A 25,959-nucleotide genomic window follows, 5' to 3' on the forward strand; every position below is an offset into this window, starting at 1 on the left:
CCGTAGAAGCTGAACCCGTAGAAGCTGAACCCGTAGAAGCTGAACCAGAAGAACCAGAATCAGAAGAACCAGAACCGGTAGAACCAGACTCCGCAGAACCTGAAGCCGAGGACAAGCCAGATGAAACTGTCTGAAGCCTGGGGGCAGCTGCCTCCCGTTCAGGTGCCGTTTCAGCCAGCGGCCAGTGGCCGTTTGGTGCGCATGGTTGGGCTGACGCTCGAAGCTGTGGGCATCAACGTACGCATTGGCGACCGCTGCCTGGTGCAACGCAACAGCGGACAGTCGGCCGATGACGACAGCATCGAAGCCGAAGTGGTGGGCTTTGATGGTCAGCGAGTGTTTCTGATGCCCATCGAACAGGTCGACGGCCTGCGCCCCGGTGCCCGGGTGATGCCATTGAACGGCGCTGCCGATGTGCCGGTCGGCTTTGGCTTGCTGGGCCGGGTGCTGGATGGCACTGGCAATCCACTGGATGGCAAAGGCCCGCTGGTACAGCCACAGCAAGGGCATCTGAATGGCCAGCCCATTAACCCGCTGAAACGCGACCCGATTCGGACGCCACTCGACGTTGGCATTCGGGCCATCAATACCATGCTGACGGTGGGCCGCGGCCAGCGTATCGGCTTGTTTGCCGGTTCGGGCGTGGGTAAATCCATGCTGCTTGGCATGATGACCCGCTTCACCACCGCCGACATTGTGGTGGTGGGGTTGATTGGAGAACGGGGCCGCGAGGTAAAGGAATTCATCGACGATATTCTGGGCGAAGAAGGCTTACAACGCTCGGTGGTGGTGGCTTCCCCAGCGGACGACTCGCCACTGATGCGGCTACGCGCAGCGCAGTACTGCACCTCGGTGGCGGAGTTCTACCGCGATCAGGGCTTGCAAGTGCTGCTGCTGATGGACTCACTCACCCGTTACGCTCAGGCGCAACGGGAAATTGCGCTGGCAGTGGGCGAACCGCCCGCCACCAAAGGCTATCCACCCTCGGTATTCAACAAACTGCCAAAGCTGGTGGAACGCACCGGTAACGGCGAACCCGGCGGTGGCTCCATTACCGCGTTTTACACGGTTCTGAGCGAAGGGGACGACATGCAAGACCCGATTGCCGACGCCAGTCGAGCGATTCTGGATGGCCATATCGTGCTGTCGCGCCGGTTGGCTGAAGAAGGCCATTACCCGGCCATCGACGTCGAAGCCTCGGTCAGCCGGGTTATGCCCCACATCGTGCCGCCGGACTGGCTGCAACGGGCGCAATTCGTCAAACAGCTGGTGGCGCACTACCGCCAGAATCAGGACCTGATCAGCGTGGGCGCTTACCAGAAAGGCAGCGACCCGATGCTGGAAGTGGCGATGGAACGCATGCCCAAAATCAAAGGCATGCTGCGCCAGCGGCTTGACGAAGGCGCTGACCTCAACGTCTGCGACGCTGCCCTGAAAGAGCTTATTCCGGCCTTGCCGCCGGGAAGATAGGCTCCGCCGTGATCAGCGGTGTTTCTGGGGACTTTCAATGCGCCTTGAAATGACTATTGAAAAGCGAATCGGAAGCGCGAAGCGGTGGGGGTGGTGGCCGCCGGGGAGAGAAGTTCTCCCCAAGAGGCCGTGAACTAAAATTCTGGTTTGTGGAAGGTACAATGGCCGATCTCAAGCAATACGCTCACCCCCGCGCCAAACGCCTGATCCCGGTGTGGCAGCAAAGCCAACAGGCCGAGCAAAAAGCCCTGGCCGAATGGGGCCGCCTGCAACAACAGCTGCAACAGGAAGTGAACCAAAGCCAGCAACTGCAACTGTACGCCGATGATTACCGTCAACAGCTGGCCAAGCCGGGCGGCAGCCAGCTTTCCGGAACCAACATCCAGAACCTGTTGCAGTTCCTCGGTCAGCTGGAGCAGGCCGGAAAATCGCAACAACTTCAAATCGACCAACTGCACGCAAGAATTGCGGCAGCCCACCAACAATACCTTGCCCTCAAGGCGAAAACCGATGGCCTGATGCACCTGATGGACAAGCTCGATCAGGAATTTCATCAACAACAGGCTCAAGTTGAACAGCGCCAGGCCGATGAATGGGCTAACCGTAAGGCGTTTATGTCATCCCGTGAGCCTGAATAACCCTGCATCGTTATTCCGCTTGCTCCTGCATTCTCGCTTTGTACTCGCACGCCTCCAAAACCGCTGTGGCCTCCGGCCTGTGCGGGTTGGCTGCAAAAAACATTCACAAGTTTCTAGCGCCTTGGCGAGAGCGGTCTACTCTTAAATTTAAGTTTGATCAGGAACAGGAAACGGTCATGAGCCAGTCCGTCAGTATCGATTGTGGTGCCCGACTCAGTATTGAGCGCGTTGAAGCCTTGCATCAGGAAATGGAGCAAGCCCTGCGTGATGCCCGGGATATCGAGCTTAAGGCCGACGAGGTTCAGTACTGCGACACCGCCGGTTTGCAATTGATTCTGGCGTTGTTCCGGGCCGTTGAAAGTGCAGGTCACTCGGTGTCCTGGTCGGGTGTTTCTGAAGTGGTGTCCGACACCGCTTCCATTCTTGGCATGAGTGATGCGCTGACACTGGCCCAGCCAGCAGCCTGATCTCGCAAGGTTTTAACTTCGCTCCCCTGCGGGAGCTAACAGGGTCACTCAGGCCCGAAAGCGTAAAAATGGGAGTCCAGATATGGCGAGTATCTTAGCGGTCGACGATTCTGCATCCATGCGTCAGATGGTGTCGTTCACTCTGAAAGGTGCAGGCTTTGATGTTAAGGAAGCATGTGACGGGGTGGAGGCGTTGGCCGAAGCCAAACGGGGCAAATTCGACCTGGTGCTGTCCGACGTCAACATGCCAAACATGAATGGCATCGAATTCTGTAAAGAATTACGACAGCTGCCCGATTACAAGTTTACCCCTGTGCTGATGCTGACCACCGAATCGGCTGGCGACATGAAAATGCAGGGCAAGCAGGCTGGCGCAACCGGTTGGATCGTCAAGCCGTTTAACCCAGAACAACTGTTGAGCACCATCAAGCGCGTGTTGGGGTAAGACTATGAGTATCGATCTGTCCCAGTTCCATCAGGTTTTCTTCGAAGAGAGTTTCGAAGGTCTCGATGTTATGGAAAGCGAGTTGTTAGAACTGTCGCCAGACAGTGTCGATGACGAGACAGTCAATACCATCTTCCGCGCTGCTCACAGCATCAAGGGCGGTGCAGGAACCTTTGGTTTTATGCAGATTTCGGAGTTCACCCACGAGGTTGAAACCTTGCTGGATGAAATTCGTGCGGGCCAGCGGGCGCTGGAACAACTGCATGTTGACCTGTTCCTGCAATCCGTTGATTGCCTGCGGGCGATGATGACAGCGTTGAACGAAGGCTCCGAGCCCGAAACGGCCCGCGCCGACGAGCTCAAGTTGCAACTGAAGGCCATTTTGCACGGCGAAGCCGAGGCGGCCGAGGGTGACAGCAACGATGCCTCGGAAGCAACGACTGGCGGTAGCGAGCGAGCGGGGTGGAAAGTCCGCTTTATACCGGACGCCGACGTTTTGCGTACCGGTAACGAACCGTTCCGCATGTTCCGCGAGCTGGAAGGCGTAGCGCCGAACGGCATCAAGGTCATGGTGAACGAAAGCGAATTGCCTGAATTCGCCAATTTGAATCCTGAAGAGTGTCGCCTGAGCTGGACCATCACTGTGATGGGCGACATCGAGCAGTCCGATATCCAGACCGTATTTGAGTGGGTAGAAGACGACTGCGACATTGACTACATCGCTCTCGATGCCGACGGTCAGGCATTGGAATCTGGCGCTGAGGCCAAGGCTGACGCTGCAGAGGCCAGTGCTGAAGCTGCCGTCGCCCCTGAGCCTGTCGCAGCACCTGCGGCAGTAGCAGAACCTGCCAATTCCGAAGCTGCCCAGTCCGAATCTGTCAAAGTGGAGCCTGCCAAGCCCGCAGCGGCCAAAGCGGAACCTGCGAAGGCCAAGGCCAAGCCTAACCGTGGCGGTGATCAATCCTCCATTCGGGTATCCATCGATAAGGTCGACAGCCTCATTAATATGGTCGGCGAACTGGTGATTACCCAATCGATGCTGGGCCAGCTGGGCCAGGACTTCGACATCAGCCGGATGGGCCGCTTGTTGGAAGGTCTGTCGCAGCTGGAACAGAACACCCGCGAGCTGCAAGAAAGCGTGATGAAAATCCGCATGATGCCAATCAGCTTCGCCTTCAGCCGTTTCCCACGACTGGTGCGTGACCTTGGCAACCAGCTCGGTAAAAAGGTCAATCTGGTGATGCAGGGTGAAAACACCGAACTCGATAAAACCGTGATGGAAAAGATCGGCGACCCGTTGGTTCACCTGGTTCGTAACTCCCTCGACCACGGTCTGGAAACCACCGCAAAACGCATCGAAACCGGCAAGGATGAATCCGGCACCATCACCCTGAACGCCTTCCACCAGGGCGGCAACATCGTCATTGAAGTGAAGGACGACGGCGCTGGACTGAACGAAGAGCGGATTCTGAACAAGGCCATTGAGCGTGGTCTTGTCGCGGCTAACGCCAATTTGACGCCGGAAGAAATTCACCAGCTGATTTTCCTGCCAGGTTTCTCCACCGCCGATCAGGTCAGCGATATCTCCGGCCGCGGTGTGGGTATGGACGTGGTGCGCCGGAACATCAACGAGCTTAACGGCACCATCGAGGTGAAGTCGCAGAAAGGCACAGGGTCCACCTTTGTGATCCGGCTGCCACTGACGTTGGCGATTCTGGATGGCCAGCTGGTGGAAGTGTGCAACCAGACTTACATCTTCCCGCTGGTATCGATTGTTGAGTCGATTCAGCTGCAAAAGCAAACCCTCAACAATATTTCCGGCAGTCAGCCAGTGATGAAACTGCGTGATGAATACATTCCGATCATCCGTCTGGACCAGGTGTTCAACCTGCGGCCACTGGAAGAGGAAGTCGAGGAAGCCATGCTGGTGGTGGTGGAAGGCGACAACGAAAAAATCGGCATTGTGGTCGACGACCTGCTGGGACAACAGCAGGTGGTGATCAAGAGCCTTGAACAGAATTACCAACGGGTATCCGGTGTTTCCGGCGCCACCATTCTTGGCGATGGCACGGTGGCACTGATTATCGACATATCCGGAATTGGCAAAAAAGTTGACGGCCGGGCGGCAGCCATCCCCGGTTCAGAACAGGCAGCGTAGGTGAAGACATGACAGCAACTGATACAGCAGTGGCCGAAAACCTCGATCAGGACGAACAGCAGTACCTCACCTTCATTATGGCCGGCGAAGAATACGGGGTAGATATCCTGGCGGTGCAGGAAATCCGTGGCTGGGAACAGTCCACCGTGATTCCTAACGCGCCGGACTACATCAAGGGGGTGATCAATCTGCGCGGCACCATTGTGCCGATCATGGATTTGCGGCTGCGATTCGGTTTGCCAACCGTTGAATACAGCCCGATGACGGTGGTCATCATTCTCAAGGTAGAGCAGCCGAACGAACGTGTGATGGGCATCGTGGTGGATGCGGTATCCGATGTTTACACCATTGCACAGGGGGAAACCCGCAAAGCCCCCGAACTGACGGAAGACGACAACTCGGTGTTCATCGACGGCCTCGTTAACGTCAACGACAAAATGGTTATTTTATTGGACGTTGAGTCCTTACTGAGCGTGCCAGGTCACCTGGGCACCCATCTCTGAACCGATACCTGATCCGAGAAATTCTGGAAGGACGGAAGTTATGAGCTTTTTATCCAAAATGTTTGCCGCTGACGATGGTTCCAGCGACCCAAAGAAGATCCGTGAGCTGGAAGCCAAGGTCAACGCACTGAATAAAAGCCAGGCGGTGATCGAGTTCAACATGGACGGCACCATCATCACAGCCAACGACAACTTCCTGGCTGCGGTGGGCTACCGGCTTGATGAAATTCAGGGTCGTCACCACCGTATGTTCGCCAGTGAAGAGTTTGGTCGCAGCCAGGAATACGCTGACTTCTGGGCCAAGCTGAATCGTGGTGAGTTCGAGCAAGCGGAATACCAACGCTTTGGTAAGGGCGGCAAGGAAATCTGGATTCAGGCGTCTTACAACCCGGTGTTGGATGAGCACGGCAAGCCGTACAAGGTGATCAAGTACGCCTCGGACATTACTGCGCAAAAAATGCAGCAGTTTGCCTACGAAAAATCGACCCGCGAGATGACGTCCAAAATCGACGCCCTCGACAAGAGTCAGGCCACCATTGAGTTCAACATGGATGGCACCATCATCACCGCCAACGATAACTTCCTCGGCGCCATTGGTTACCGCCTGGACGAAATTCAGGGCCAGCATCACCGCATGTTTGTTGACCCTGAGTACGCTAGCTCCCGCGAGTACGCCGACTTCTGGGCCAAATTGAACCGTGGTGAGTTTGAAGCGGCGGAATACAAGCGCTTTGCTAAAGGTGGCCGGGAAATCTGGATTCAGGCTTCCTATAACCCGGTGTGTGATGCCGATGGTAAACCGTACAAAGTGGTGAAATACGCCACTGATATCACAGCGCAGAAAAAGGCTGCCGCACTGGCTGAGAAAAACGCCAACATCGCCAATGCACTGATGCTGTGTCAGGCCAACGTGATGCTGGCCGACAACGATATGAATATCGTTTACATGAACACCGCGTTGGAAGGCATGCTCACCCATCGTGAAAAAGAGCTGCAGCAGGCATTGTCCAACTTTAAGGTCGATGCCCTGATCGGTACCCAGGTGGACATTTTCCACAAGAACCCATCGCACCAGCGCAACATGATTGCAGGCCTTAAAGAGGCTTATAAAACCACATTGGCTGTTAACGGCCTGAGCATGAACCTGACGGCGTCGCCGTGGATGGACAGCAATGGCAACCGCTTGGGCACGGTGGTGGAGTGGGATGACCGTACCGACGAAGTACGTACTGAACAAGAAATCGACGCCATCGTGGATGCCGCTTCCAACGGCGATCTGTCGCGCCGGGTCGACGCCCGTGGCAAGCAAGGCTTCCAGCTGAAACTGGCCGAAGGTCTGAACCGCCTGCTGACCATTTCCGACTCTGTCGTCAGCGACACCATTCGCGTCTTTGATGCGCTGGCACACGGTAACCTGACCCGTACCATCGACGCCGACTACAACGGCTCATTCGATAAACTGAAACAGGATGCCAACAGCACGGTTGAGCGTCTGACCGACATCATTACCCGCATCCGTGAATCGGCTTCCACCGTATCCACCGGTGCCAACGAAATCGCTCAAGGCAACGCGGACCTCAGTCGCCGTACCGAGTCACAGGCCTCCAGTCTGGAAGAAACAGCGTCTAGTATGGAAGAGATGACCAGTGCGGTTAAACAAACCAGCGAGAACTCGGTGCATGCCAATGAATTGGCGGCCGCAGCCAAACACAAAGCCACGTCCGGTGGTGCTGTGGTCGGCAAAGCTGTGACGGCGATGGATGAAATCAACGCAGCCTCGAAGAAAATCGCCGACATCATCGGAGTGATTGATGAGATTGCCTTCCAGACCAACCTGCTGGCTCTGAACGCCGCCGTAGAGGCTGCCCGAGCCGGTGAACAAGGCCGCGGTTTTGCGGTGGTGGCAGGCGAAGTTCGTAATCTGGCACAGCGCTCTGCCGGTGCGGCAAAAGAAATTAAAGACCTGATCCGCGACAGCGTCGACAAGGTGGATGCTGGCACTTCGTTAGTGAATGAATCCGGTCGCACGCTGAACGAAATCATCGAGTCGGTGGACCGCGTGTCGGAAATGATCCGTGAAATCAGCACCGCTGCCCGCGAGCAGTCATCGGGTATCGAGCAGGTTAATGCGGCGGTGGCGCAGATGGATGAGATGACCCAGCAGAACGCGGCACTGGTAGAAGAAGCCTCCGCGGCGGGTGAAGCCATGGCAGAACAGTCGCGCTCAATGATGGAAATGATGGAGTTCTTCTCCACCGCCGAAAGTGCCAGCAAACCTGCCTCCAGCGGCTTTGCACCGGCTCCGGCAGCGGCCAGACCTGCGGCCCCGGCAGCAGCACCAGTGGCTTCCCAGGATGCCTTCTCGGTGAGTGACGACGACGACTGGGCGGAGTTCTGATGTATGGCCGGATCTGCACTGCAAACCTCAGGGGTTGGCGATACCCCTGAGTTCCACATGTCGGACAGCGAATTCCAGGCAATTGCGGATCTGGCCGGTGAGCACACCGGCATCGTGCTGGGACCTCACAAGCGCAATATGGTGTACGGCCGTATTGCCCGCCGGATTCGGGCCAACGGCCTGTCCAGTTTCAAGCAGTACATCGAATTTCTGAAAAGTAACCCGGCGGATGAAATGAGCAACTTCATCAACGCCATTACCACCAACCTGACCTCTTTTTTCCGCGAGCCACATCATTTTGAGTACTTGCAAAATGAGCTGCTGCCAGAGCTGCGAGAGCTGAACAGCAGCACGCGCAAACTACGCATCTGGTCGGCGGGCAGTTCGATTGGTCAAGAGGCTTACACCATTGCCATGACCATTGTGCGGGCTAATTTCCCCGCCGGTTGGGATATCAAGATTCTGGCGACGGATCTGGATTCCAATGTGCTGGATACTGGCCGCAAGGGCATTTATCCGGTCGAACACATCGATCAGCTGGAGCCGGCCATTGTGAAGCAGTTTTTTCGCAAGAGCCCGGATGGCAAGTCGGTCCAGGTCAGCGATGAGCTGCGCCGCATGGTGTCGTTCAAGCGCCTGAATCTGCTGGAGAAGTGGCCCATGAAGGGGCCGTTCGACCTGATTTTTTGCCGCAACGTGGTGATCTATTTCAACAAGGATACGCAGCGGGTGCTGTTTGACCGCTACGCCGATTATCTTCGCTCAGATGGACGTTTGTTTATCGGTCATTCGGAGAACCTGTCCGGAGTGTGCGACCGCTTTCAGTCATTGGGCCAGACGATTTACCGGAAAACGCGATGAGACATATTGCTGAGAGACCGATTCAACCCCCGGTGAGTGCGGGGTTCGAGCACGTGAATCGCTACTGGGACGATGTACACAAGGTCTGGGCAGCGAAAATTTTACCGGGTGAGTTCTACGTTTCGACGTCGGGCGAAATGGTCGTGACTATTTTGGGCTCCTGTATCTCGGCCTGTGTGCGCGACAAGGCGCGCGGTATTGGTGGCATGAACCACTTCATGCTGCCCGAGCAAAACGAATACAGCAGCGACCAGTGGGGCGGCAACCCGGATACCACGGCATCCCGTTATGGCAACTGGGCGATGGAGTTTCTGATCAACGAAATTCTCAAGCGCGGTGGCCGCAAGGAAAATCTCGAAGTGAAGCTGTTTGGCGGTGGCCAGATGATCGCTTCGATGACCGATATTGGTCAGCGCAACATCCTGTTTGCCTACAACTACCTGGCCAGCGAAGGGCTAAAAGTGCAGGCCGCCGATGTCGGCGATGTGTTCGCCCGCAAGGTGCTGTACTTCCCCGATACCGGATCGGTCAAAGTGCGTCGAATTCGTGAAACCAAAAATCAGACGCTTATGGATCGCGAAACCCGCTATGCCAAGGAAGTCCAGAGCAACAACACCGCCAGCGCCGCTGGCAGCGTCGACCTGTTCTGACTTATCTGCCTGCCGTCGATTGCCTGTGGCAATCAATGACGGCGGCTTTCTATTCTGGAGTACCCCATGGCGAATATTCGCGTATTGATTGTTGATGACTCCGCCCTGATCCGAAAAATGCTGACTCAGGTGCTGGGTAACGCCGCAGGTATCGAAGTGGTCGGTGTTGCCAGTGATCCGATCATTGCCCGTGACAAGATCAAACAACTGAACCCGGACGTATTGACGCTGGACGTTGAAATGCCGCGTATGAATGGCATTCAGTTTCTTGGCAATCTGATGCGGTTGCGGCCCATGCCGGTGGTGATGGTGTCAACGCTGACGGCGGCTGGCGCACCGGTGACGTTGGAAGCACTGGAAATTGGTGCACTGGATTACATTGCCAAGCCGCAAATGGATAACGAAAAGTCGTTCAATGCTTTCAGTAAGGCGTTGATCGAAAAAGTGCGCATGGCGGCGGGTGCCAAGGTACGGCCACTGAAGCACGTTCACGAAGTGCGCTTTACGCCACCGCCAGAAGGCGCCTGCAGCAAGTTCAGCCGCTGGGTGGTGTTGGGGGCTTCCACCGGGGGCACCGAAGCCATCAAAACGGTGCTGGGCCAGGTGCCTGCCAACTGTCCGCCGATTCTAATTACCCAGCATATTCCTGCGGTGTTCAGTGCATCGTTTGCCAAGCGGCTTGATTCTTCATGCGCGCCAGAGGTGCTGGAGGCTTCGGAAGGTTTGGAAGTGCGTCCCGGCCGGGTAATTGTGGCGCACGGAGATCACCATCTGACGTTTCGTGCCGAAGGCAATCAGGTGCACTGCTGTTTATCGCCAGCGGCTCCGGTAAACCGCCACAGGCCGTCTGTTGAAGTGATGTTTGATTCCATTACCGCGGTTAAACCGGCGCAAGAGCTGGTGGCGGTGATGCTGACGGGTATGGGCGCTGACGGTGCAGCAGCCATGAAACGCCTGCACCAGTCAGGCAGCCGCACCATTGCCCAGGACGAAGCCTCGTCGGTGGTTTATGGCATGCCCAAAGCCGTGGTCGATTTACAGGCGGCAGATAAGGTGATGGCACTGGAAAAAATTGCTCCGCTGATGATGAAAATGGCGGAGTAAATTGGTCGGGTAGTGCGAAATTGTCAGTTTGTGCTAAACATGTAGGTAGGTTGCACCAAAGCGTGCTTTGAATACCCGGTTGAAGAGCGTATGACTTTGGCGAAAACGCTCCAGCCGTTAACCCCATCGAATGAGGGAGTATCGAATGTCGGTAGAATCCATGGTTTCCGGAGACGGCCAAGAGCTGACAATCCAGGTTTCTGGTCGTTTTGATTTCAGTGCCCATCAGGCCTTTCGTGACGCCTACGAAACCCCGGCCAGCAGCGGCGTCCGCAAGTTTGTGGTCGACCTCAGCGGCACGTCGTACCTGGACAGCTCGGCGCTGGGCATGTTGTTGCTGCTGCGTGATCACGCCGGTGGTGATACCGCCGAGGTCAGCATTGTGAACTGCAATCAGGACGTCAAAAAGATTCTGGCCATTTCCAACTTTGAGCAGTTGTTCGCGATCCAGTAAAGAGCCCTTGTTATGGCAGCCATACGGATATTGATTGCGGACGACAATCAGGTCGACCGCAAGATTCTGGGTCGAATTCTGCAAAAGCAGGGTAACGAAGTCATTGAAGCCGTCAATGGCGAAGAAGCCGTTCGGCTGTTTCATGAATGCAAACCGGAAATCGTCCTGTTGGATGTGATGATGCCGGTGATGGACGGCAAGCAAGCCGCCCTGCAAATCAAGCAGGTCGCCGGGGAAGAAATGGTCCCGGTGATCTTCCTGACCTCTCTGACCGATGCCTACGGTCTGGCCGACTGCCTCGAAAGCGGCGGCGACGATTTCCTCAACAAACCCTACAATCCTGTGGTGCTGGAAGCCAAGGTGCACTCGTTTTATCGAATGCGCGAAATGCACCAGACCTTGCAGCGCCAGCGCGACGAAATCGCCATCCACAACGAACACCTGATGCACGAGCAGGAAGCGGCCAAGGCGGTATTCGACAACGTTGCCCACCAGGGCTGTCTGTCGGCCGACAATATCCGCTATCTGGTCTCGCCGCTGGCGGTGTTCAACGGCGATGTGTTGCTGGCGGCCCGCCAGCCCAGTGGTGCCATGAACCTGTTGCTGGGGGACTTTACCGGCCATGGTTTACCCGCGGCCATTGGCGCGATGCCGCTGGCGGAAATCTTCTATGGCATGACCGCCAAGGGCTTTGGCGTGCGTGACATTATTCGTGAGGTTAACAGCAAGCTGAAAACCATCCTGCCGGTGGGCTTCTTCTGCTGCGCGGTGATGGTCGAAATGAACTTCGAGCGCAAATCGGCCAGTGTCTGGATGGGCGGTGTGCCGGATTGCTATCTGTTTCGCAAAGGCTCTGGCGAGCTGGAAGTGATGACCTCGAACCACTTGCCGCTGGGCGTGCTGGGTGACGGCAAGTTTGTTGATTCGTTGCAGGAATTCAACCTCGAGATCGGCGACCGTTTCCTGCTTTGGTCCGATGGCATTCTGGAAGCCCGTAATCCCGCCGGGGACATGTTTGGCAACGAACGCCTGCACGATGTGATCACTCAGGCCGCCGACGCTGACCGAATTTTCCACGACATCAAACACGCTGTGGATGCCTTTCAGGGCCGGGCGGAACGGGACGACGACATCACACTGGCGGAAATCGCCATGGTGGAGCCACCGCAGGTTGAAGCGCTGGCCCGCAGTCAGATTCAGGCCGCCAAATCCGGCCCGATGGACTGGTCATTCAGCTACGAGTTGGGGCCGCAAAGCCTGGGCAATTTCAACCCGTTGCCATTGGTGATGCACTTGCTGATGGAAGTGCCAGGCCTGAAAAGCATGAGCGGTCAGTTGTACACCGTGTTGGCCGAAATGTTTTCCAACGCCTTTGAACATGGGGTGCTGGGACTGGATTCAAAGCTCAAGTCCACACCCGACGGTTTTATGGAGTATTACCAGCAACGTCAGCAGCGTATCGACGCCCTGGACGATGGTTTTGTTCGTATTCGCATGAACCATGAGGGCAATGGTCTCGAAGGCCGGCTGACGGTCCATTTTGAGGACAGCGGCGCTGGCTTTGATCACGTTGCCATGTTGAACAGACGCAAAGCTGAGTTGGCTGATGTTGGAGATCAACAATACAGTGGCCGCGGCATTCCTTTAATGAATCAGATATGCGAGTCTGTAGAGTACATGGGAAAAGGCAATCAGGTGCGGGCAGTGATTCACTGGCCGCAAGAGCAAGAATAGGGACACTGCGATGGAATTGAACGACCACTTTGATACTGAATCCCTGACCATGCTCAAGGAAGTGATGGAAGAAGAATTTGGCGAGCTGATTGATCTGTTTGTTGCCGATGGCGAAGATCGCTTGCCAAAAATGCGCACGGCGCTGGAAACCAAAGACGCTGCCAACCTGATGGGCATGGCGCATAGCTTCAAGGGGGCCAGCGGCAATGTGTGTGCGGCACCGTTATCGGCGCTGAACATGCAGGTGGAAGAGGGTATTCGCGGAGTCCCGGAAACATCGGTCGACTGGCCGCGGCTGGCGGACCTGTTGAAGCAGGTTGAAGACGAATTCTCTGCAGTGAAACAGGTTATCTCCCAACACCTGTAACGACACCTCCTGACATCGGCCCATCCGGGCCGTTTTGAATTTTCTTACTTATCTCTTCAAGGCTTTAAAGCCTGTTCTGTCCGACACCCGACACCCGACACCCGACACCCGACACCCGACACCCGACTCCCGACTCCCGACTCCCGACTCCCGACTCCCGACTCCCGACTCCCGACTCCCGACTCCCGACTCCCGACTCCCGACTCTTGCACTGACATTTTCTGACAACCCTGCCGGTGTTGGCCTGCCAATTGCAAAATCCCCTGTAACCGAAAAACAACCTGTCACAGCGGGGCTCTCCATGAACCTGTCTCAAACCGGATTTGATCTTCTTTCTTTGCTGCAACCCACGAATACTGCGGCTTCTGGGGCTACCACCAACGGTGACCAGGGCTTTGGTGAACTGTTTGGCCTGACTCAGGCCGGGCTACAAACTGCCGCTGCTGACGACACCGCATTGCCGCTGGCAACAGACCTTGCCGCTTTGACGGAAGATGCCTCTGCCTTGATGCCGCAGGCAACGGACGACCTTGATGTCGCCATGAGTGGCGACGAAATGCTCGGACAGATTCAGGCCAAAGGCGACCTTGCCCAGGCGCCGCAAGTCACCATCAAACCTTTGGCGTCGCAGGCGAACAGTAGCAGCCTTGCCGAGATGGATGCTTTGGCAGCGGTTGAGGCAGATACCACTGCGGGAGAAGCCCTTAGCGCTGCGGGAGCTGAAACTGGCGACGACACCGAACAGCCGTTGTTTGGCATGGCCAACGAGGCCTTTGCAGTAAGCGATGAGGCCGTTGATCAAGACGAGGGCGATGGACTGGACGAGTTTGGTCGCCAGGGTGTTACCCGTGCCAAACCGGATACTGATGAGGATTCGACGGATGCCAATGTGGCGGCTGTGCCCTTGGTTGCTACACCACAGAATCCTGTCGTTAACGAATCCAGCAACGAAGAGGCGGTAGACCTCAGTTTGTCTGCCAATACGGGTAACCAGGCGCAGGCGGCTAATCCAGCAGCTATGAAAAGCTCCATAAAAGATGAGGCCTTGAAAGATAACCCGGCCAAACTGGCGCAAGCGGGCGACGATATCGATGAGTCTGCTTTGGACGCCAGCGGTGAATCCGCCGATGCCAGAGTGGTGGATGGCGATACGCTGGAACAGCCTCTGAACACGTTGCAAAACAAACTTCCCCGTAACGACAGCCAGCTACAACAACCTGCCCAGAATACCGCCAGCGTAGCCGCTGATACCACCGAAGCGGCAGAGTCCGAAGACAGTTTTGCCACTGACCTGAGCGAATCGCTGGAAAATACCGAACTGCAAGACATGCTACTGAACGGTGAGCGCGGACTGGCGGATGGCAATCTGGAATTTGGCAGCGACCGGGGCCAATGGGGCGCTGCGTTGGGCAGCCGTATCATTACCATGGTCGCCAATGACATTCAGGAAGCTCGCATTCAACTGGATCCACCTGAGCTGGGTGCCATGGAAATCCAGATGGAAGTAACTGCGGATGATCAGGCCCGTGTTCAAATTCAGGTACAAAACCCTCAGGTTCGTGAAGTGCTGGAATCCCAGGCTCAGCGACTGCGGGAGGCCATGAGTGAACAGGGTTTGACGCTGGCCGGGTTCGACGTCTCTGAACAAGGCGCTGGACAACAGCAAATGGGCCAGTCTGGCAGCGGTGACGGAAATGCTGAAGGCAACGCCAACGGTCAGGGAGCCAACACAGCAGACAACCTGGCTGACGGAAATTTGACTGAAGACGGTGTTGAAGCACAGGTTACCTCGGCGTCCGACCGCCTGGTAAGTACCTATGCCTGATGACTGTCGGGGCAGAGGGCGTGTTTTGACGCCCGACGCCCGACGCCCGACGCCCGACGCCCGACGCCCGACGCCCGACGCCCAACGCCCGACACCCGACACCCGACCCCAGCACCCGACCCCAGACCCCATAAATCCAGCAAGACCCTCTCCCTTAACTACACTTGTTGTATCGCTTTGACTCGTTTGTGTAACCACCTGCGGGCTGGCGGATCGGGAGCGGTTCTGTGTCGGATATTTGACGAAAATGGCTGGCACAGCAATTGCTGAATACATAACAGCAAGCCGTACAGGCAGCCTTGGCTGGCGGATACGGACGCGGAGAGGGACATGGCAGCAGATCAGGATCTGAAGCTCGACGAAGGCGAAGAGGAAAAACCGAAAAGCAAACTCAAGCTCATCATCATTATTGTGGTGGCCTTGTTGGTTCTGGGGGGCGGCGGCGCAGCGGCCTACTTCCTGCTTTTCGCCGGAGAAGATACCGAAGCTGTAGAAGGCGAGGAAGTGGTTGAAGAAGAGGAGGAGGTTCCAGAAGAACCCCCGATTCCGGCGCAATACATCATCCTCAAACCGGAATTTGTGGTGAGTTATCAGGTTGGGCCACGCCAGCGTTTTATTCAGCTGAGCATCGAAATTATGACGCGCAAGCAAACGGTGGTGGATGGTTTGACCCTGCATGAGCCCATGATTCGCAATGAAATCTTGCGGGTCCTGAGCGAGCAGGATTTCAACAAGCTGAGAACCCACGAAGGCAAGATGGCGCTCAGGCAGGCCATCCATGATCGCATAGCCCAGGCACTTTCCCGGGAGGCTTATACCCAACCGGAAGACGTTGAAGCTGTGCTGTTTACCAACTTTGTGATGCAGTAGGACGGTGGCGTGCAGGATTTACTGTCGCAGGATGAAATTGATGCCTTGCTCCATGGGGTCGACGACGGTGCAGTAGAACCGGAAGACCCGGGTGATAGCGAAGGCGTCAAAAACTACGATCTCAGTAGCAACGACCGCATTGTGCGCGGTCGCATGCCGACGCTGGAGATGATCAACGAGCGTTTCGCCCGTTACACCCGCATCAGCATGTTCAATTTCCTGCGTCGCAGTGCCGACGTGTCGTCTGGTGGCGTGCAGATTATGAAGTTTGGTGAGTACGTACATACCCTGTACGTGCCCACCAGTCTGAATCTGGTAAAAATGCGCCCGCTGCGGGGAACCGCGCTGTTTATCATGGACGCCAAGCTGGTGTTCAAGTTGGTAGATAACTTTTTCGGGGGCGACGGCCGTCACGCCAAGATCGAAGGCCGTGAATTCACCCCGACCGAAATCCGGGTAGTGCAGTTGGTATTGGCCCAGGTATTCAACGACATGATGGAAGCCTGGTCGCCAGTGCTGAAGGTCGAATATGAATACGTTGGCTCGGAAGTGAATCCGGCCATGGCCAACATCGTCAGCCCCAGCGAAGTGGTGGTGGTCAGCACCTTCCACATCGAACTGGACGGCGGCGGTGGCGACCTGCACCTGACCATCCCTTACTCCATGATTGAACCGATCCGCGAAATCCTTGATGCCGGTGTCCAGAGTGACGTCGACGATGTGGATGAACGTTGGATGCAATCGCTGCGTGAAGACATTCTGGAAGCCACGGTGCCAATTCACGGTACCCTGGCCGAACGCATGATCAGCCTGCGGGAAGTCGCCAAACTGAAAGCCGGTGACATCATCCCGATTGAGCTGCCCGAGCAATTTACCCTGCAAGCCAGTGGGGTACCGGTGTTCAAGGGCCGCATGGGCATATCAGGTGAGAACCTGGCAGTGAAAATTTCGGAACAGATCAAGACAAAACGCCGTTAACCCTGCGTCCGGCGCAGACTTACAGGTGTAAGGGAGCAGCAAATGAGCGATGAAAATACCCCGGAAAACGAAGAGCTTGATGCTCAGGCGTTGGCCGATGAAGTGGCTGCCGGTGTCAGTGATGCGGGTGGTGACGAACAGGCGTTAGCCGACGAATGGGCCGCCGCGATGGAAGAGTCCGGTGACACCCCGTCCGACGACGAGGAAGAAGAGGCCGCCCAGGCGGTTGAACTGGAAGAGCTGCAGGACGAAGGTAAGCCGGTACAAATTGATCCTAACGGGCCAGAGCTGGACGTTATTCTGGATATCCCGGTGCGCATTTCGATGGAAGTCGGCAGCACCCAGATTCCCATTCGTAACCTGTTGCAACTGAACCAGGGCTCGGTCGTCGAGCTGGATCGTCTGGCGGGGGAACCGCTGGATGTGATGGTCAACGGCACACTGATCGCCCACGGTGAAGTGGTGATGGTGAACGACAAATTCGGTATTCGCCTGACGGACGTGGTGAGCCAAAGTGAACGTATTCAACGCTTGCGCTAGCCGCTGCTTACTGGTCTTTGTGTGTGCGCTGACCGTTGTTTCGGTTTCGGCTTCGGCCAGCGCACAAGCGGTTGCGGATAACTCTGCGGCCGTTAACACAACGTCAGTTGCAGCAGTGCCAGATACCGAAGCCGTCATCGATGGCCCGGCATCGACTCAGCCCGAGTTGCAGCTGTATCAGCCAGCGGCCAGTCCCGAACACGGCGCGTCTGTAGCAGCACCATCTCAAAACCAGCCTGCCAGTGAACCCAGTAACCGTAAGACCAGTGGCACTCTGCCCGCTTCGGCATCACCGTTAGCGGCTGCGGGTAAGGTTGCGCTGTTTCTGGTGGTGGTCCTGGCACTGATTCTGGCGCTGGCATGGATGATCCAGAAGGTGCGCCTGGGTGGCGGCGTGATGATGGGCGGCAGCTTTGGCCGCACCAACCAGCCGATTCGGGTGGTTTGCAGCCAGTCGTTGGGTGCCAAGGAACGCATTGCTGTGGTGGAGGTATCCGGCAAGCAATTGGTGCTGGGCATTACACCCCAGAACATCAATCTGCTGACTGAGCTCGAACAGCCGTTGCAGACTGCGGATTCTCCAGCGCCGGCCAACTTTGCCGAGCTACTGAAAAAGGCGGTGAAAGCATGAAACCAACGAGTTGCCATACCGCCTGGTGTGTTCTTGTTGCCGTGTTTGGCCTGTGGGTGACGCCAGCAGCGCTGGCCGAAGAGGGCGGCGCCGTTACCGATGGCGGCCTGCAGTCGCTAAGTGGCCTTGGCATTCCGGCACTGGTGTATCAGGCCAGCGAAACCGGTGGCGAATACTCGGTGACGATCCAGATTCTGGCCATCATGACGGTACTGTCGGTGCTACCGGCATTGCTGATCATGATGACCTCGTTCACTCGAATCATTGTTGTGATGGCGATTTTGCGTCAGGCCATCGGCTTGCAACAAACGCCTTCCAACCAGATTTTGCTGGGGCTGTCGTTATTTCTGACGCTGTTCATCATGATGCCGGTATTCCGCATCATCAATGTCGATGCCTTGCAGCCTTATCTGAATGAAGAAATTACCTCGGTACAGGCGGTGGAGCGGGCGGTAGTGCCCATTCATGAATTCATGCTGGGCCAAACCCGCGAAAACGACCTTGACCTGTTTGTACGCATTTCCGGCCGTGAGGATATTCAAACGCCGCAAGATACGCCGCTGCACATTTTGATTCCGGCCTTTATTACCAGTGAATTGAAAACGGCCTTTCAGATCGGCTTTTTGATCTTTATTCCGTTTCTGATCATCGACCTGGTCGTCGCCAGCATTCTGATGGCCATGGGTATGATGATGTTATCGCCGGTGATTATTTCGTTACCGTTCAAAATCATGCTGTTTGTATTGATCGACGGCTGGGCCTTGATCATGGGCACGCTGGCCAATTCCTTCGGGACGATTTAGCGGGAGGTCGTGATATGACACCGACAGACATTGGCGACCTGTTCACGGCCGCGATGTACATCGTGTTGATTCTGGTGGTTGTGATTATCGTACCGAGCCTGATCATCGGCTTGATCGTCAGTACCTTTCAGGCCGCGACCCAGATTAACGAACAAACCCTGTCGTTTTTACCGCGTTTGGTGGTCACCCTGTTGGCCATTATCTTTCTTGGCCCCTGGGCAGTGGCGATGGTGATTGATTACACCCGCGAACTGTATATGAACATTCCTTTTCTGATTAGCTGATCAGCAGCCACTGTCGACGGTATGAATGCCCGGCAGCTCGCCGGCTTTGGCCGGTTGCTGGTACACCACGTGGCAGTTTTCTGCGACGACACTTTCATGGGTCCAGATCAGCTGGCCTTCCTCTCCCTGTTGATGTTGCCAGCCATTGAGCGCAATCAGCGCACTGGCAATGCCAGCGGCTGACGCCGTTGGGTAACCGGCGACCAGTTGGATTGGCTGTTGCTCCAGCACCACGGTGGCCCGGGCCTTGTGCTGCACGCCATCGGCGATTGCGCGGAAACGGCTCTGACGGGCGGCTTCCATCAAGCTGTTCGACATGCCGCTTAACAGCAGCCGAGCCCGGCTGCTGTCGGACGAATCAATTCCCATCTGGCTGAAGGCGGCAGCCGATAAGGTGCCCGTGACAGCGATCAACAGCACGGTTTCTATCAGACTGGTTCCTGTTTGTTTGGCGAAGCTGCTCAGCCGCATGGGTTCTTCCTGTTCGAGCATGGGGACAATCGACCGCGTGTCAGTCGGGTCTGTGAAACGGTTTATACCGCGAAGTGACGGAAAACCGATGCGGTGTGACAGGTTAGTCGTCAGGTTTTTGACTTTAACGGGACTATTGCCTGGGAACTTCGCGATTTTGCCGGCGCTCCAGCCGCTGGGGTTTCGGGCACAGCCATTGCAACCTCCTTGTAAATCCAAGCCGCTGTCAGCAATCCGTCAACATGTTGGAATTTACCGATCTCGAGGTTGGTCACTGGATCAGCCGTTACATCTATCCGTTCGCCCGCATCAGTGGCCTGTTTATGGTGATGCCATTGCTGGGAACACGGATGGTGCCGCAGCAAATTCGTTTGCTGCTGGCGGTTGCCGTTACGCTGGCGGTGGTGCCGATACTGCCGCCCATGCCAGCGCCGGATGCGTTGTCGCTGGCGTCCATGGTCATCATTTTGAACCAACTGCTGATCGGTATTGTGCTGGGATTTGTGGTCGAGCTGTTGTCGCAGGTGTTTGTGTTGGCCGGGCAATTGATTGCGATGCAAACCGGTCTGGGGATTGCCACCACGGTAGACCCCTCACAAGGGGCTTCGGTGGTGGTGATTTCTCAGTGGCTGTTGTTCATGGTGGGGCTGATTTTTCTGTCGCTGAATGGCCACCTGACCTTGATTGAGGTGTTGGTACAGAGCTTCTTTACCATGCCGATTGGCACCGGGGGCTGGACCGCCGACGATCTTGGCAGTCTGGTGTATTGGGCAGCCTGGATGTTTTCGGCGGCGCTGGTGATTTCGTTACCGGCACTGACCGCCTTGCTGATTGTGAACCTGGCGTTTGGTGTGATGACCCGGGCAGCGCCGCAGTTGAATATTTTTGCGCTCGGCTTTCCGGTCACCATGATCATCGGCCTGTTTATTCTCTGGCTGACCATGACGGATATGGCGCTGGTGTATCAGCAGTACATGGAGCACCTGTTCACCTTCACTCGCAAGCTGATCAAGGGGTAGCCCATGGCTGAAGAAGACAGTGGTCAGGAGAAAACCGAAGAACCCACGTCGCGAAGGCTGGATAAAGCCCGCGAAGAAGGCCAGGTTCCCCGATCAAAGGAACTGAATACCACCGCGATTCTGGCTCTTGGTGCTCTTGGACTGCTGGCGCTGGGGCCGTTTTTGTCCGAGCAAATCAGTCAGTTGGCCAAACATGGCTTCGATTTTCAGCGCGATGCTGCCTTTGATACGTCGGCCATGAGCCGCCACCTTGGGGCATCACTGGAAAGCGCTGCCTGGGGGCTGGCCCCCTGGTTGGCACTGATGCTTATTGCATCGTTTGCCGGGCCGCTGGGGCTTGGCGGCTGGCTGTTTTCGACCAAGGCTTTGGCCCCCAAACTCAATCGTATGAATCCCTTATCGGGCCTTAAACGGATGTTTTCGGCCAATTCGCTGGTGGAGCTGATCAAGGCCTGGGCCAAGGTGTTGGTGGTGGGGCTGTGTGCCTGGCTGGTACTGGGGTTTTTCTTTGAAGACACCATGAGCCTGCTGCGAATGCCGGTCAACGGCGCGATTGAAGGGGCCGTTGGCATCATTCTTTGGTCGTTCATCATGATGTGCTTGTCGACGCTGTTGATTGCACTGGCGGATGTGCCTTGGCAAATCTACTCACACACCAAAAAATTGCGTATGAGCCTGCAAGACATCAAGGACGAGTACAAGGAAACCGAAGGCAAGCCCGAGGTGAAAAGCAAGGTACGTCAGTTGCAGCGTGAAGCCGCCCAGCGCCGGATGATGGCCGATGTGCCCACTGCCGATGTGGTGATTACCAACCCGACCCACTTTGCCGTCGCGCTGAAGTATTCAGCCGGTGCCATGACCGCACCGGTGGTGGTCGCCAAGGGTGCCGATCAGGTGGCGTTCAAGATTCGTGAAATTGCCAAGGAAAACAACATACCAAGGATGGAAGCACCGCCACTGGCTCGTGCCTTGTACACCCATACGCGGGTGGGCAATGAAATTCCGGAGGGCTTGTACGTCGCCGTGGCTCAGGTACTGGCGTACGTGTATCAGATGGATATGTTTGCCAAAGGCAAGGGGCCACGCCCTGCCAAACGCCCGGATATGCCGATTCCACGGGATTTGCGTGTTGATCCAGAGCCTGAAGGCTAGCGTTGCTTTTTACGATCAGCGTTACTCTCAAGTTCTAGCGTTGCAATTCCTCAACCGTTACATAGTGCTCGATCGGGAAGACTGGCGGGCCGTACTGGTTGTAGATGGCGACGTCGGCCGCATCGCGGCCATAACCCACCGCAACGTAACCGCCCTTACGGCCGGACTGGGTCGCGTCGAAGGTGTACCACTGGCCACCCACATAGGCTTCAAACCAGGCGTGCATGTCCATCGGCTCCAGCTGGTGTAGGTAGCCAACAACAAGACGTGCAGGAATGCTTAGCGCCCGGCACAGGGCAATGCCGAGATGAGACAGGTCTCTGCATACTCCGGAGCTGCGTTGGCGCACTTCGATGGCTGAGACAGGTACCGGGCTGGTGCCCGGCTCATAACGAATGTTGGTACGTAACCAATGCTCTACGGCGGCCACTTGATCGTAGCCCGGCAAGCAATTCCAGGTGATGTCGGAGGCCAGTGCATACAACCGGTCTGATTCACAGTAACGACTGGGCAATAAATAGCTCAGCGCTTCTGTTGGCAGGTGCTGAATTTCAATAAAGGGCGCACCGGGAGCCTGGGCAATCTGGTCGGGCACCATTACTTCGGCACTGCAAAACAGCGCGAAAGGGCCGGGTTGGGCAATCAGTCGCTGGCAAACATTGCCGTAGGGGTCGGTAAATTCGGAAACCGGCACGCTGGGCAGCACGTCGTATTCTTCACGGGCCACCCATTGGTCGGGTCCGCGACGGGCACGAAGCATCAAAATGAATGGGGTGGGCACGGAAATTTCGAAGGAAAATTCACAACTGGTGCTGATCCACATGTACTTCGGTCCGTCGCAAAATGGGGACGCCACTATAGGACCAACGGACGGTTTCTGAAAAGCAATTTAGGCAGGTTTTGAGCGGATGTTTCGGTAACAAAATTGGCCTCGGCCTACACCGCCGCTCAAGTGATTGGCCGCTTCACCACCCGCACGTTAAAACCGGATTCGCTCAGCACATAAGCCGCGGCTTCGGCTCGACCTTCGCCCTCCACGACGTACATAAAACCGGGGTTCAGCGACGGCAGCTGATGGCGCAGCTGTGCCAGTGGAATATTGCGAGCGCGGGCAATGGGTTGCTGTGCGGCTTCCTGCTCGGTGCGTACATCCAGCACCACCACGCCGGTGTCGCTGTTGTCGACCAGATCTTGCAGCTTGTCTTCTTCAACGTACTCCAGCACCGGCTTTTTCAGCAGGATGTCGAAGTCTTCTTTCGACAGCACCATCACAACGCCGTCACTGGTCATGGTGATGGTGGCACTGCGAGGCAGTGAGCTGATCAGTGAATCTTCACCGAACAATGCGCCGTTGGTTAAGCCGGCCAGAGTTTGTACCTGCGCCCCTTGCTGACGGGTGACCAGGGCTTTGCCGGTTTTAATCACATAGCACTCGTTGCCTTCGTCACCCTCGGTGATCAGTACATCGCCAAGGGCGACTTCGCGCTCTTCAAAACGTGCCAGCAATTGCTGGATATTGCCCGGTGGTATGCGGTTGAACAGTTCGGAAGTCAGCAGGGTTTCCAGCCAGTCTGTTTCGTCGCTGTTGTCGGCCAGCGCCAGCTCGGTCCAGGTGCTGATCAGCTCGACGTAGCGGCGTGGAATGACGGCGAGGGTGCATTCGCTGACCGCAACCGCCGAACATTTGTGAATCCGGTGGGTCGCGTCCAGTGCCAGAATGTTGGCTTCATCGTCACCCTCAAAGCGTTGCACATCGAATTTTTCATCCACCAGATCGAGCGACCCAGACAGCAAAAAATGGCAGTTTTCATCTTGCTGGCCGCGTTTGAAGGCCAGGCTGCGGGGTTTCAGCTGTTTCAGGCTGAAGTGTGGCAGCAGTCCTTCAAGGGCATTGAGGGACAGGTCTTCAAAGGGGATGAAGTTGTGGATGCGGTCGGCGCTGATCATACCTTCTCTGCAGTTACTGGCTTGCTCAAATAAATATAGCAAAGGGCCAGATCTTTGCCGGTCGATTGGCGACGGCTTTGTCAGCATGGCCCTTGTTCAGGCCGATGCTGGGGGAGAGAGCACGGGTTTCGCGGGAGGAAGCGCTTAAAGAAACGTTAAGAAGACTAGAAAAGAAAAGAGAAGCAGGCGCTGGTCAGGCCTGCTTCTCGGTTCCTGCATCACTGACTTTTTCCGGGCTGATGCTTTTGTCAGGGCTGTCAGCGGGTGCTGCTGGTTTGCCCGCACTTTGGCTGACCCCGGCGGTCAGGGCAAAGCGCATGGCATCTTCAAAGGACCAGTCAACCTGGGTTAACTGCTCTCTTGGCAGAAACAGGGTGTAGCCGCCCACCATGTAGCTCATGGGCAAATACACCGCCACCAGGTCTTCTCCGGGCTTGGCCTGTCTTACCGGGCCGGGGATGCTCTGGTTGGTAATAAAGCCAACCACGGTGCCCATGGCTGGTAGCTCGACCAGTACCACAGGTTGCTGTTTTTCTTTTTCGCCCTTGTCGAACATGGCAGCAAAATCCTTGATCGCGCCATACAGGGTTTTAACCACCGGGAAGCGCAGAAAGGCGCTTTCCAGCTTTTCAAACAGCCAGCTGATGGGGTCAAACTGAAACAGCAGCCCCACCATAAAAAGCCCAACGACGGTAACCAGCAGACCAAACCCCGGAATCGACGATGGTGTTTCCCAGGGTTGCAGGCCAAACCAGCTCAGTAATTCCAGTCCGACGCCATCCAGCCAAACCAGTGCCGACCACACCAGCCAAAGGGTAACCACCAACGGCAATACAACGGCAGATCCTTTCAGAAAGACTTTGGCCAGATAGGGCATGGAATATCCTTGGGTTATTTATCTGTGGGCTGTTTCAGTTGTTGTACTTCCTGACGCAGGCTGTGGAGCTCTCGCATCAGGTCGTCCAGTGTGGCCTTGCCGTCTTTTTCTTCCTGCTCGGCCTTTTCACGGGCGTGCTCATCTTCCAGTACATTGACGACAATACCAATCACCATGTTCAGGAAGGCGAAGGTCGTCAGGAAAATGAACGACAGGTAGTACAGCCAGGACAGCGGGTAGGTGCCCATGGTTTCGTACATGACATCGGTCCAGTCCTCAAAGGTCATCACCCGGAACAGGGTTAACATACTGATGGAAATATCGCCCCACAGTTCCTCGTTGATGTGCGCAAAGAAGGTCGCACCGACGGCGGCGTAGATGTAAAAAATAATAAACATCAGCAGCACAACGTAGCCCAGTTGAGGCAGTGCCCGCAGCAAGCTGTTCAGCAGGGTACGCAATTCAGGAATGATAGAAACCATCCGCAGCACCCGGAAAATACGCACCATACGGCCAAGCAAGGCCATTTCGCTGTCTTCAATCGGGATCAGGCTGACGATCACCACCGCGGTATCAAAAATGTTCCAACCGCTGTGGAAGAAACGGCTTTTCTTTTCGGTTGCCATAAAGCGAATGACGATTTCAAACAGGAACAGCACGGTAATGCCGAGGTCGAGCCAGCGAATGACGGTTACCACTGAGTCCGGAACCGGATAAGTGCGGGCGCCAATCAACAGGGCTGAGATCAGGATGACGGATACGATAAACCACTCAAAGGTTTTGTTATCACGCAGTCGTTGCGATGCGATTTGCAGTTGCTGAATGTTCATTGTCAGGTTCAAAAAACGAGAAAGTGAATTGGGTTGGCTGCTTTTACCTTATTGCGTCCATTGTTGCAGCAGCTTTGTTACGGGAGCTGTGTCTGGATCGCAATCTCCGTCTGATTCATGTCCTTCCGGTCGAATTTCCCTCGTGCGGAGGGCGGTTGCGAAGCTGGCCTGCGGCGGTTAAATTCACCGCCAATGTAGCCCTCTGGCAGTGAATGGCTCACTCTTGAATCACTTTCGTCGATGAACGTCGATTTCCTCTCAGATTCTCAGTTCATTCAGTTTGTTAGCGGTTACTTATCAGAAGAAAAAAATCTATTTGGCCGCTAACTGTCACTTTTCTTAAGAACTTACTTTAACTCTGCCCTGCATCGCTCGGTTGCTCCGAAGTATTTGTTTTTACTGCCTTTATCCGCTTTGTTGAAGGTTCCCCTAAGTGCTTGTGAAGTAAGGCAAATTTCGCCTCAGCCGCGGTGTCACGGGCTT

At 55.9% G+C, this 25,959-nt stretch carries 27 protein-coding genes; 22 read left to right on the forward strand and 5 right to left on the reverse strand.

Going from position 1 to position 25,959, the window contains the following annotated elements; all coding sequences use genetic code 11:
- The first annotated feature begins 120 nt into the window (after positions 1-120).
- The 20 genes from fliI to fliQ all read left to right on the forward strand — a co-directional run bounded on the left by fliI (position 121) and on the right by fliQ (position 19,180).
- Positions 121-1,470 (forward strand): flagellar protein export ATPase FliI, encoded by a 1,350-nt coding sequence (gene fliI / locus G516_RS0117100; protein WP_028294671.1) that lies wholly within the window; start codon positions 121-123, stop codon positions 1,468-1,470.
- A gap of 161 nt (positions 1,471-1,631) precedes the next feature.
- The gene (locus G516_RS24115) at positions 1,632-2,108 is read left to right on the forward strand and encodes a flagellar export protein FliJ (RefSeq protein ID WP_051219556.1); all 477 of its coding nucleotides are present in this window, start codon (positions 1,632-1,634) and stop codon (positions 2,106-2,108) included.
- Between the two features lie 176 nt (positions 2,109-2,284).
- Entirely contained in the window at positions 2,285-2,575 is a 291-nt protein-coding gene (locus G516_RS0117110; protein ID WP_028294672.1) for an STAS domain-containing protein, read from the forward strand.
- A gap of 82 nt (positions 2,576-2,657) precedes the next feature.
- Entirely contained in the window at positions 2,658-3,020 is a 363-nt protein-coding gene (locus G516_RS0117115; protein ID WP_028294673.1) for a response regulator, read from the forward strand.
- A gap of 4 nt (positions 3,021-3,024) precedes the next feature.
- Complete coding sequence (locus tag G516_RS0117120) at positions 3,025-5,178, forward strand: chemotaxis protein CheA (protein WP_028294674.1); 2,154 nt, start codon at positions 3,025-3,027, stop codon at positions 5,176-5,178.
- 8 nt (positions 5,179-5,186) lie between these two features.
- Positions 5,187-5,681, forward strand: coding sequence for a chemotaxis protein CheW (locus G516_RS0117125; RefSeq protein WP_028294675.1), 495 nt, complete (start codon positions 5,187-5,189; stop codon positions 5,679-5,681).
- Positions 5,682-5,721: 40 nt separating this feature from the next.
- Positions 5,722-8,079: a methyl-accepting chemotaxis protein gene (locus G516_RS25215; protein WP_028294676.1), complete on the forward strand. Its 2,358-nt coding sequence runs from the start codon at positions 5,722-5,724 to the stop codon at positions 8,077-8,079.
- A gap of 3 nt (positions 8,080-8,082) precedes the next feature.
- Positions 8,083-8,940, forward strand: a complete 858-nt coding sequence (locus G516_RS0117135) for a CheR family methyltransferase (protein ID WP_051219557.1) — start codon at positions 8,083-8,085, stop codon at positions 8,938-8,940.
- Positions 8,941-8,993: 53 nt separating this feature from the next.
- On the forward strand, positions 8,994-9,590 hold the full coding sequence (cheD, locus tag G516_RS0117140) for a chemoreceptor glutamine deamidase CheD (RefSeq protein ID WP_245582690.1): 597 nt from the start codon (positions 8,994-8,996) through the stop codon (positions 9,588-9,590).
- 66 nt (positions 9,591-9,656) lie between these two features.
- Complete coding sequence (locus G516_RS0117145) at positions 9,657-10,694, forward strand: protein-glutamate methylesterase/protein-glutamine glutaminase (protein WP_028294679.1); 1,038 nt, start codon at positions 9,657-9,659, stop codon at positions 10,692-10,694.
- A 145-nt stretch (positions 10,695-10,839) separates the two neighbouring features.
- A complete protein-coding gene (locus G516_RS0117150; protein WP_028294680.1) occupies positions 10,840-11,148 on the forward strand; it encodes an STAS domain-containing protein in 309 nt (102 codons plus the stop codon).
- Positions 11,149-11,160: 12 nt separating this feature from the next.
- On the forward strand, positions 11,161-12,882 hold the full coding sequence (locus G516_RS0117155) for a SpoIIE family protein phosphatase (RefSeq protein ID WP_028294681.1): 1,722 nt from the start codon (positions 11,161-11,163) through the stop codon (positions 12,880-12,882).
- A gap of 10 nt (positions 12,883-12,892) precedes the next feature.
- A complete protein-coding gene (locus G516_RS0117160; RefSeq protein WP_084645172.1) occupies positions 12,893-13,249 on the forward strand; it encodes an Hpt domain-containing protein in 357 nt (118 codons plus the stop codon).
- 301 nt (positions 13,250-13,550) lie between these two features.
- Positions 13,551-15,074, forward strand: coding sequence for a flagellar hook-length control protein FliK (locus G516_RS24120; RefSeq protein WP_028294683.1), 1,524 nt, complete (start codon positions 13,551-13,553; stop codon positions 15,072-15,074).
- A 330-nt stretch (positions 15,075-15,404) separates the two neighbouring features.
- Positions 15,405-15,944 (forward strand): flagellar basal body-associated FliL family protein, encoded by a 540-nt coding sequence (locus tag G516_RS0117170; protein WP_028294684.1) that lies wholly within the window; start codon positions 15,405-15,407, stop codon positions 15,942-15,944.
- Positions 15,945-15,953: 9 nt separating this feature from the next.
- On the forward strand, positions 15,954-16,922 hold the full coding sequence (gene fliM / locus G516_RS0117175) for a flagellar motor switch protein FliM (RefSeq protein WP_028294685.1): 969 nt from the start codon (positions 15,954-15,956) through the stop codon (positions 16,920-16,922).
- A gap of 42 nt (positions 16,923-16,964) precedes the next feature.
- Positions 16,965-17,462: a flagellar motor switch protein FliN gene (gene fliN / locus G516_RS0117180; RefSeq protein ID WP_028294686.1), complete on the forward strand. Its 498-nt coding sequence runs from the start codon at positions 16,965-16,967 to the stop codon at positions 17,460-17,462.
- A complete protein-coding gene (gene fliO, locus G516_RS24520) occupies positions 17,437-18,093 on the forward strand; it encodes a flagellar biosynthetic protein FliO (protein WP_156879089.1) in 657 nt (218 codons plus the stop codon). The genes fliN and fliO overlap by 26 nt, the downstream gene beginning before the upstream one ends.
- Entirely contained in the window at positions 18,090-18,896 is an 807-nt protein-coding gene (fliP, locus tag G516_RS0117190) for a flagellar type III secretion system pore protein FliP (RefSeq protein ID WP_028294687.1), read from the forward strand. Before fliO ends, fliP begins: the two co-directional genes overlap by 4 nt.
- 14 nt (positions 18,897-18,910) lie before the next feature.
- Complete coding sequence (gene fliQ, locus G516_RS0117195) at positions 18,911-19,180, forward strand: flagellar biosynthesis protein FliQ (protein WP_028294688.1); 270 nt, start codon at positions 18,911-18,913, stop codon at positions 19,178-19,180.
- On the opposite strand, the gene G516_RS0117200 is transcribed toward fliQ, so the two are convergent.
- Positions 19,181-19,672 (reverse strand): hypothetical protein, encoded by a 492-nt coding sequence (locus G516_RS0117200; RefSeq protein WP_156879090.1) that lies wholly within the window; start codon positions 19,670-19,672, stop codon positions 19,181-19,183.
- Between the two features lie 221 nt (positions 19,673-19,893).
- Here G516_RS0117200 and fliR point away from each other — a divergent pair, with 221 nt between their 5' ends.
- On the forward strand, positions 19,894-20,670 hold the full coding sequence (fliR, locus tag G516_RS23110) for a flagellar biosynthetic protein FliR (protein ID WP_036537237.1): 777 nt from the start codon (positions 19,894-19,896) through the stop codon (positions 20,668-20,670).
- A gap of 3 nt (positions 20,671-20,673) precedes the next feature.
- The gene (flhB, locus tag G516_RS0117210) at positions 20,674-21,822 is read left to right on the forward strand and encodes a flagellar biosynthesis protein FlhB (RefSeq protein WP_028294690.1); all 1,149 of its coding nucleotides are present in this window, start codon (positions 20,674-20,676) and stop codon (positions 21,820-21,822) included.
- A 34-nt stretch (positions 21,823-21,856) separates the two neighbouring features.
- On the opposite strand, the gene G516_RS0117215 is transcribed toward flhB, so the two are convergent.
- From G516_RS0117215 to G516_RS0117230, 4 genes are all read right to left on the reverse strand, one after another.
- Entirely contained in the window at positions 21,857-22,603 is a 747-nt protein-coding gene (locus G516_RS0117215; RefSeq protein WP_322785999.1) for a transglutaminase-like domain-containing protein, read from the reverse strand.
- A gap of 167 nt (positions 22,604-22,770) precedes the next feature.
- Entirely contained in the window at positions 22,771-23,769 is a 999-nt protein-coding gene (locus tag G516_RS0117220; protein ID WP_028294692.1) for a cyclic nucleotide-binding domain-containing protein, read from the reverse strand.
- Positions 23,770-23,962: 193 nt separating this feature from the next.
- Positions 23,963-24,646, reverse strand: a complete 684-nt coding sequence (locus G516_RS23115) for a DUF502 domain-containing protein (RefSeq protein ID WP_051219558.1) — start codon at positions 24,644-24,646, stop codon at positions 23,963-23,965.
- A gap of 14 nt (positions 24,647-24,660) precedes the next feature.
- Positions 24,661-25,476 (reverse strand): ion transporter, encoded by an 816-nt coding sequence (locus G516_RS0117230; protein ID WP_036537240.1) that lies wholly within the window; start codon positions 25,474-25,476, stop codon positions 24,661-24,663.
- Positions 25,477-25,959 lie beyond the last annotated feature (483 nt).

Source organism: Oceanobacter kriegii DSM 6294, from assembly GCF_000422845.1.
In the GTDB taxonomy this organism is placed as follows: Bacteria; Pseudomonadota; Gammaproteobacteria; order Pseudomonadales; family Oceanobacteraceae; genus Oceanobacter; species Oceanobacter kriegii.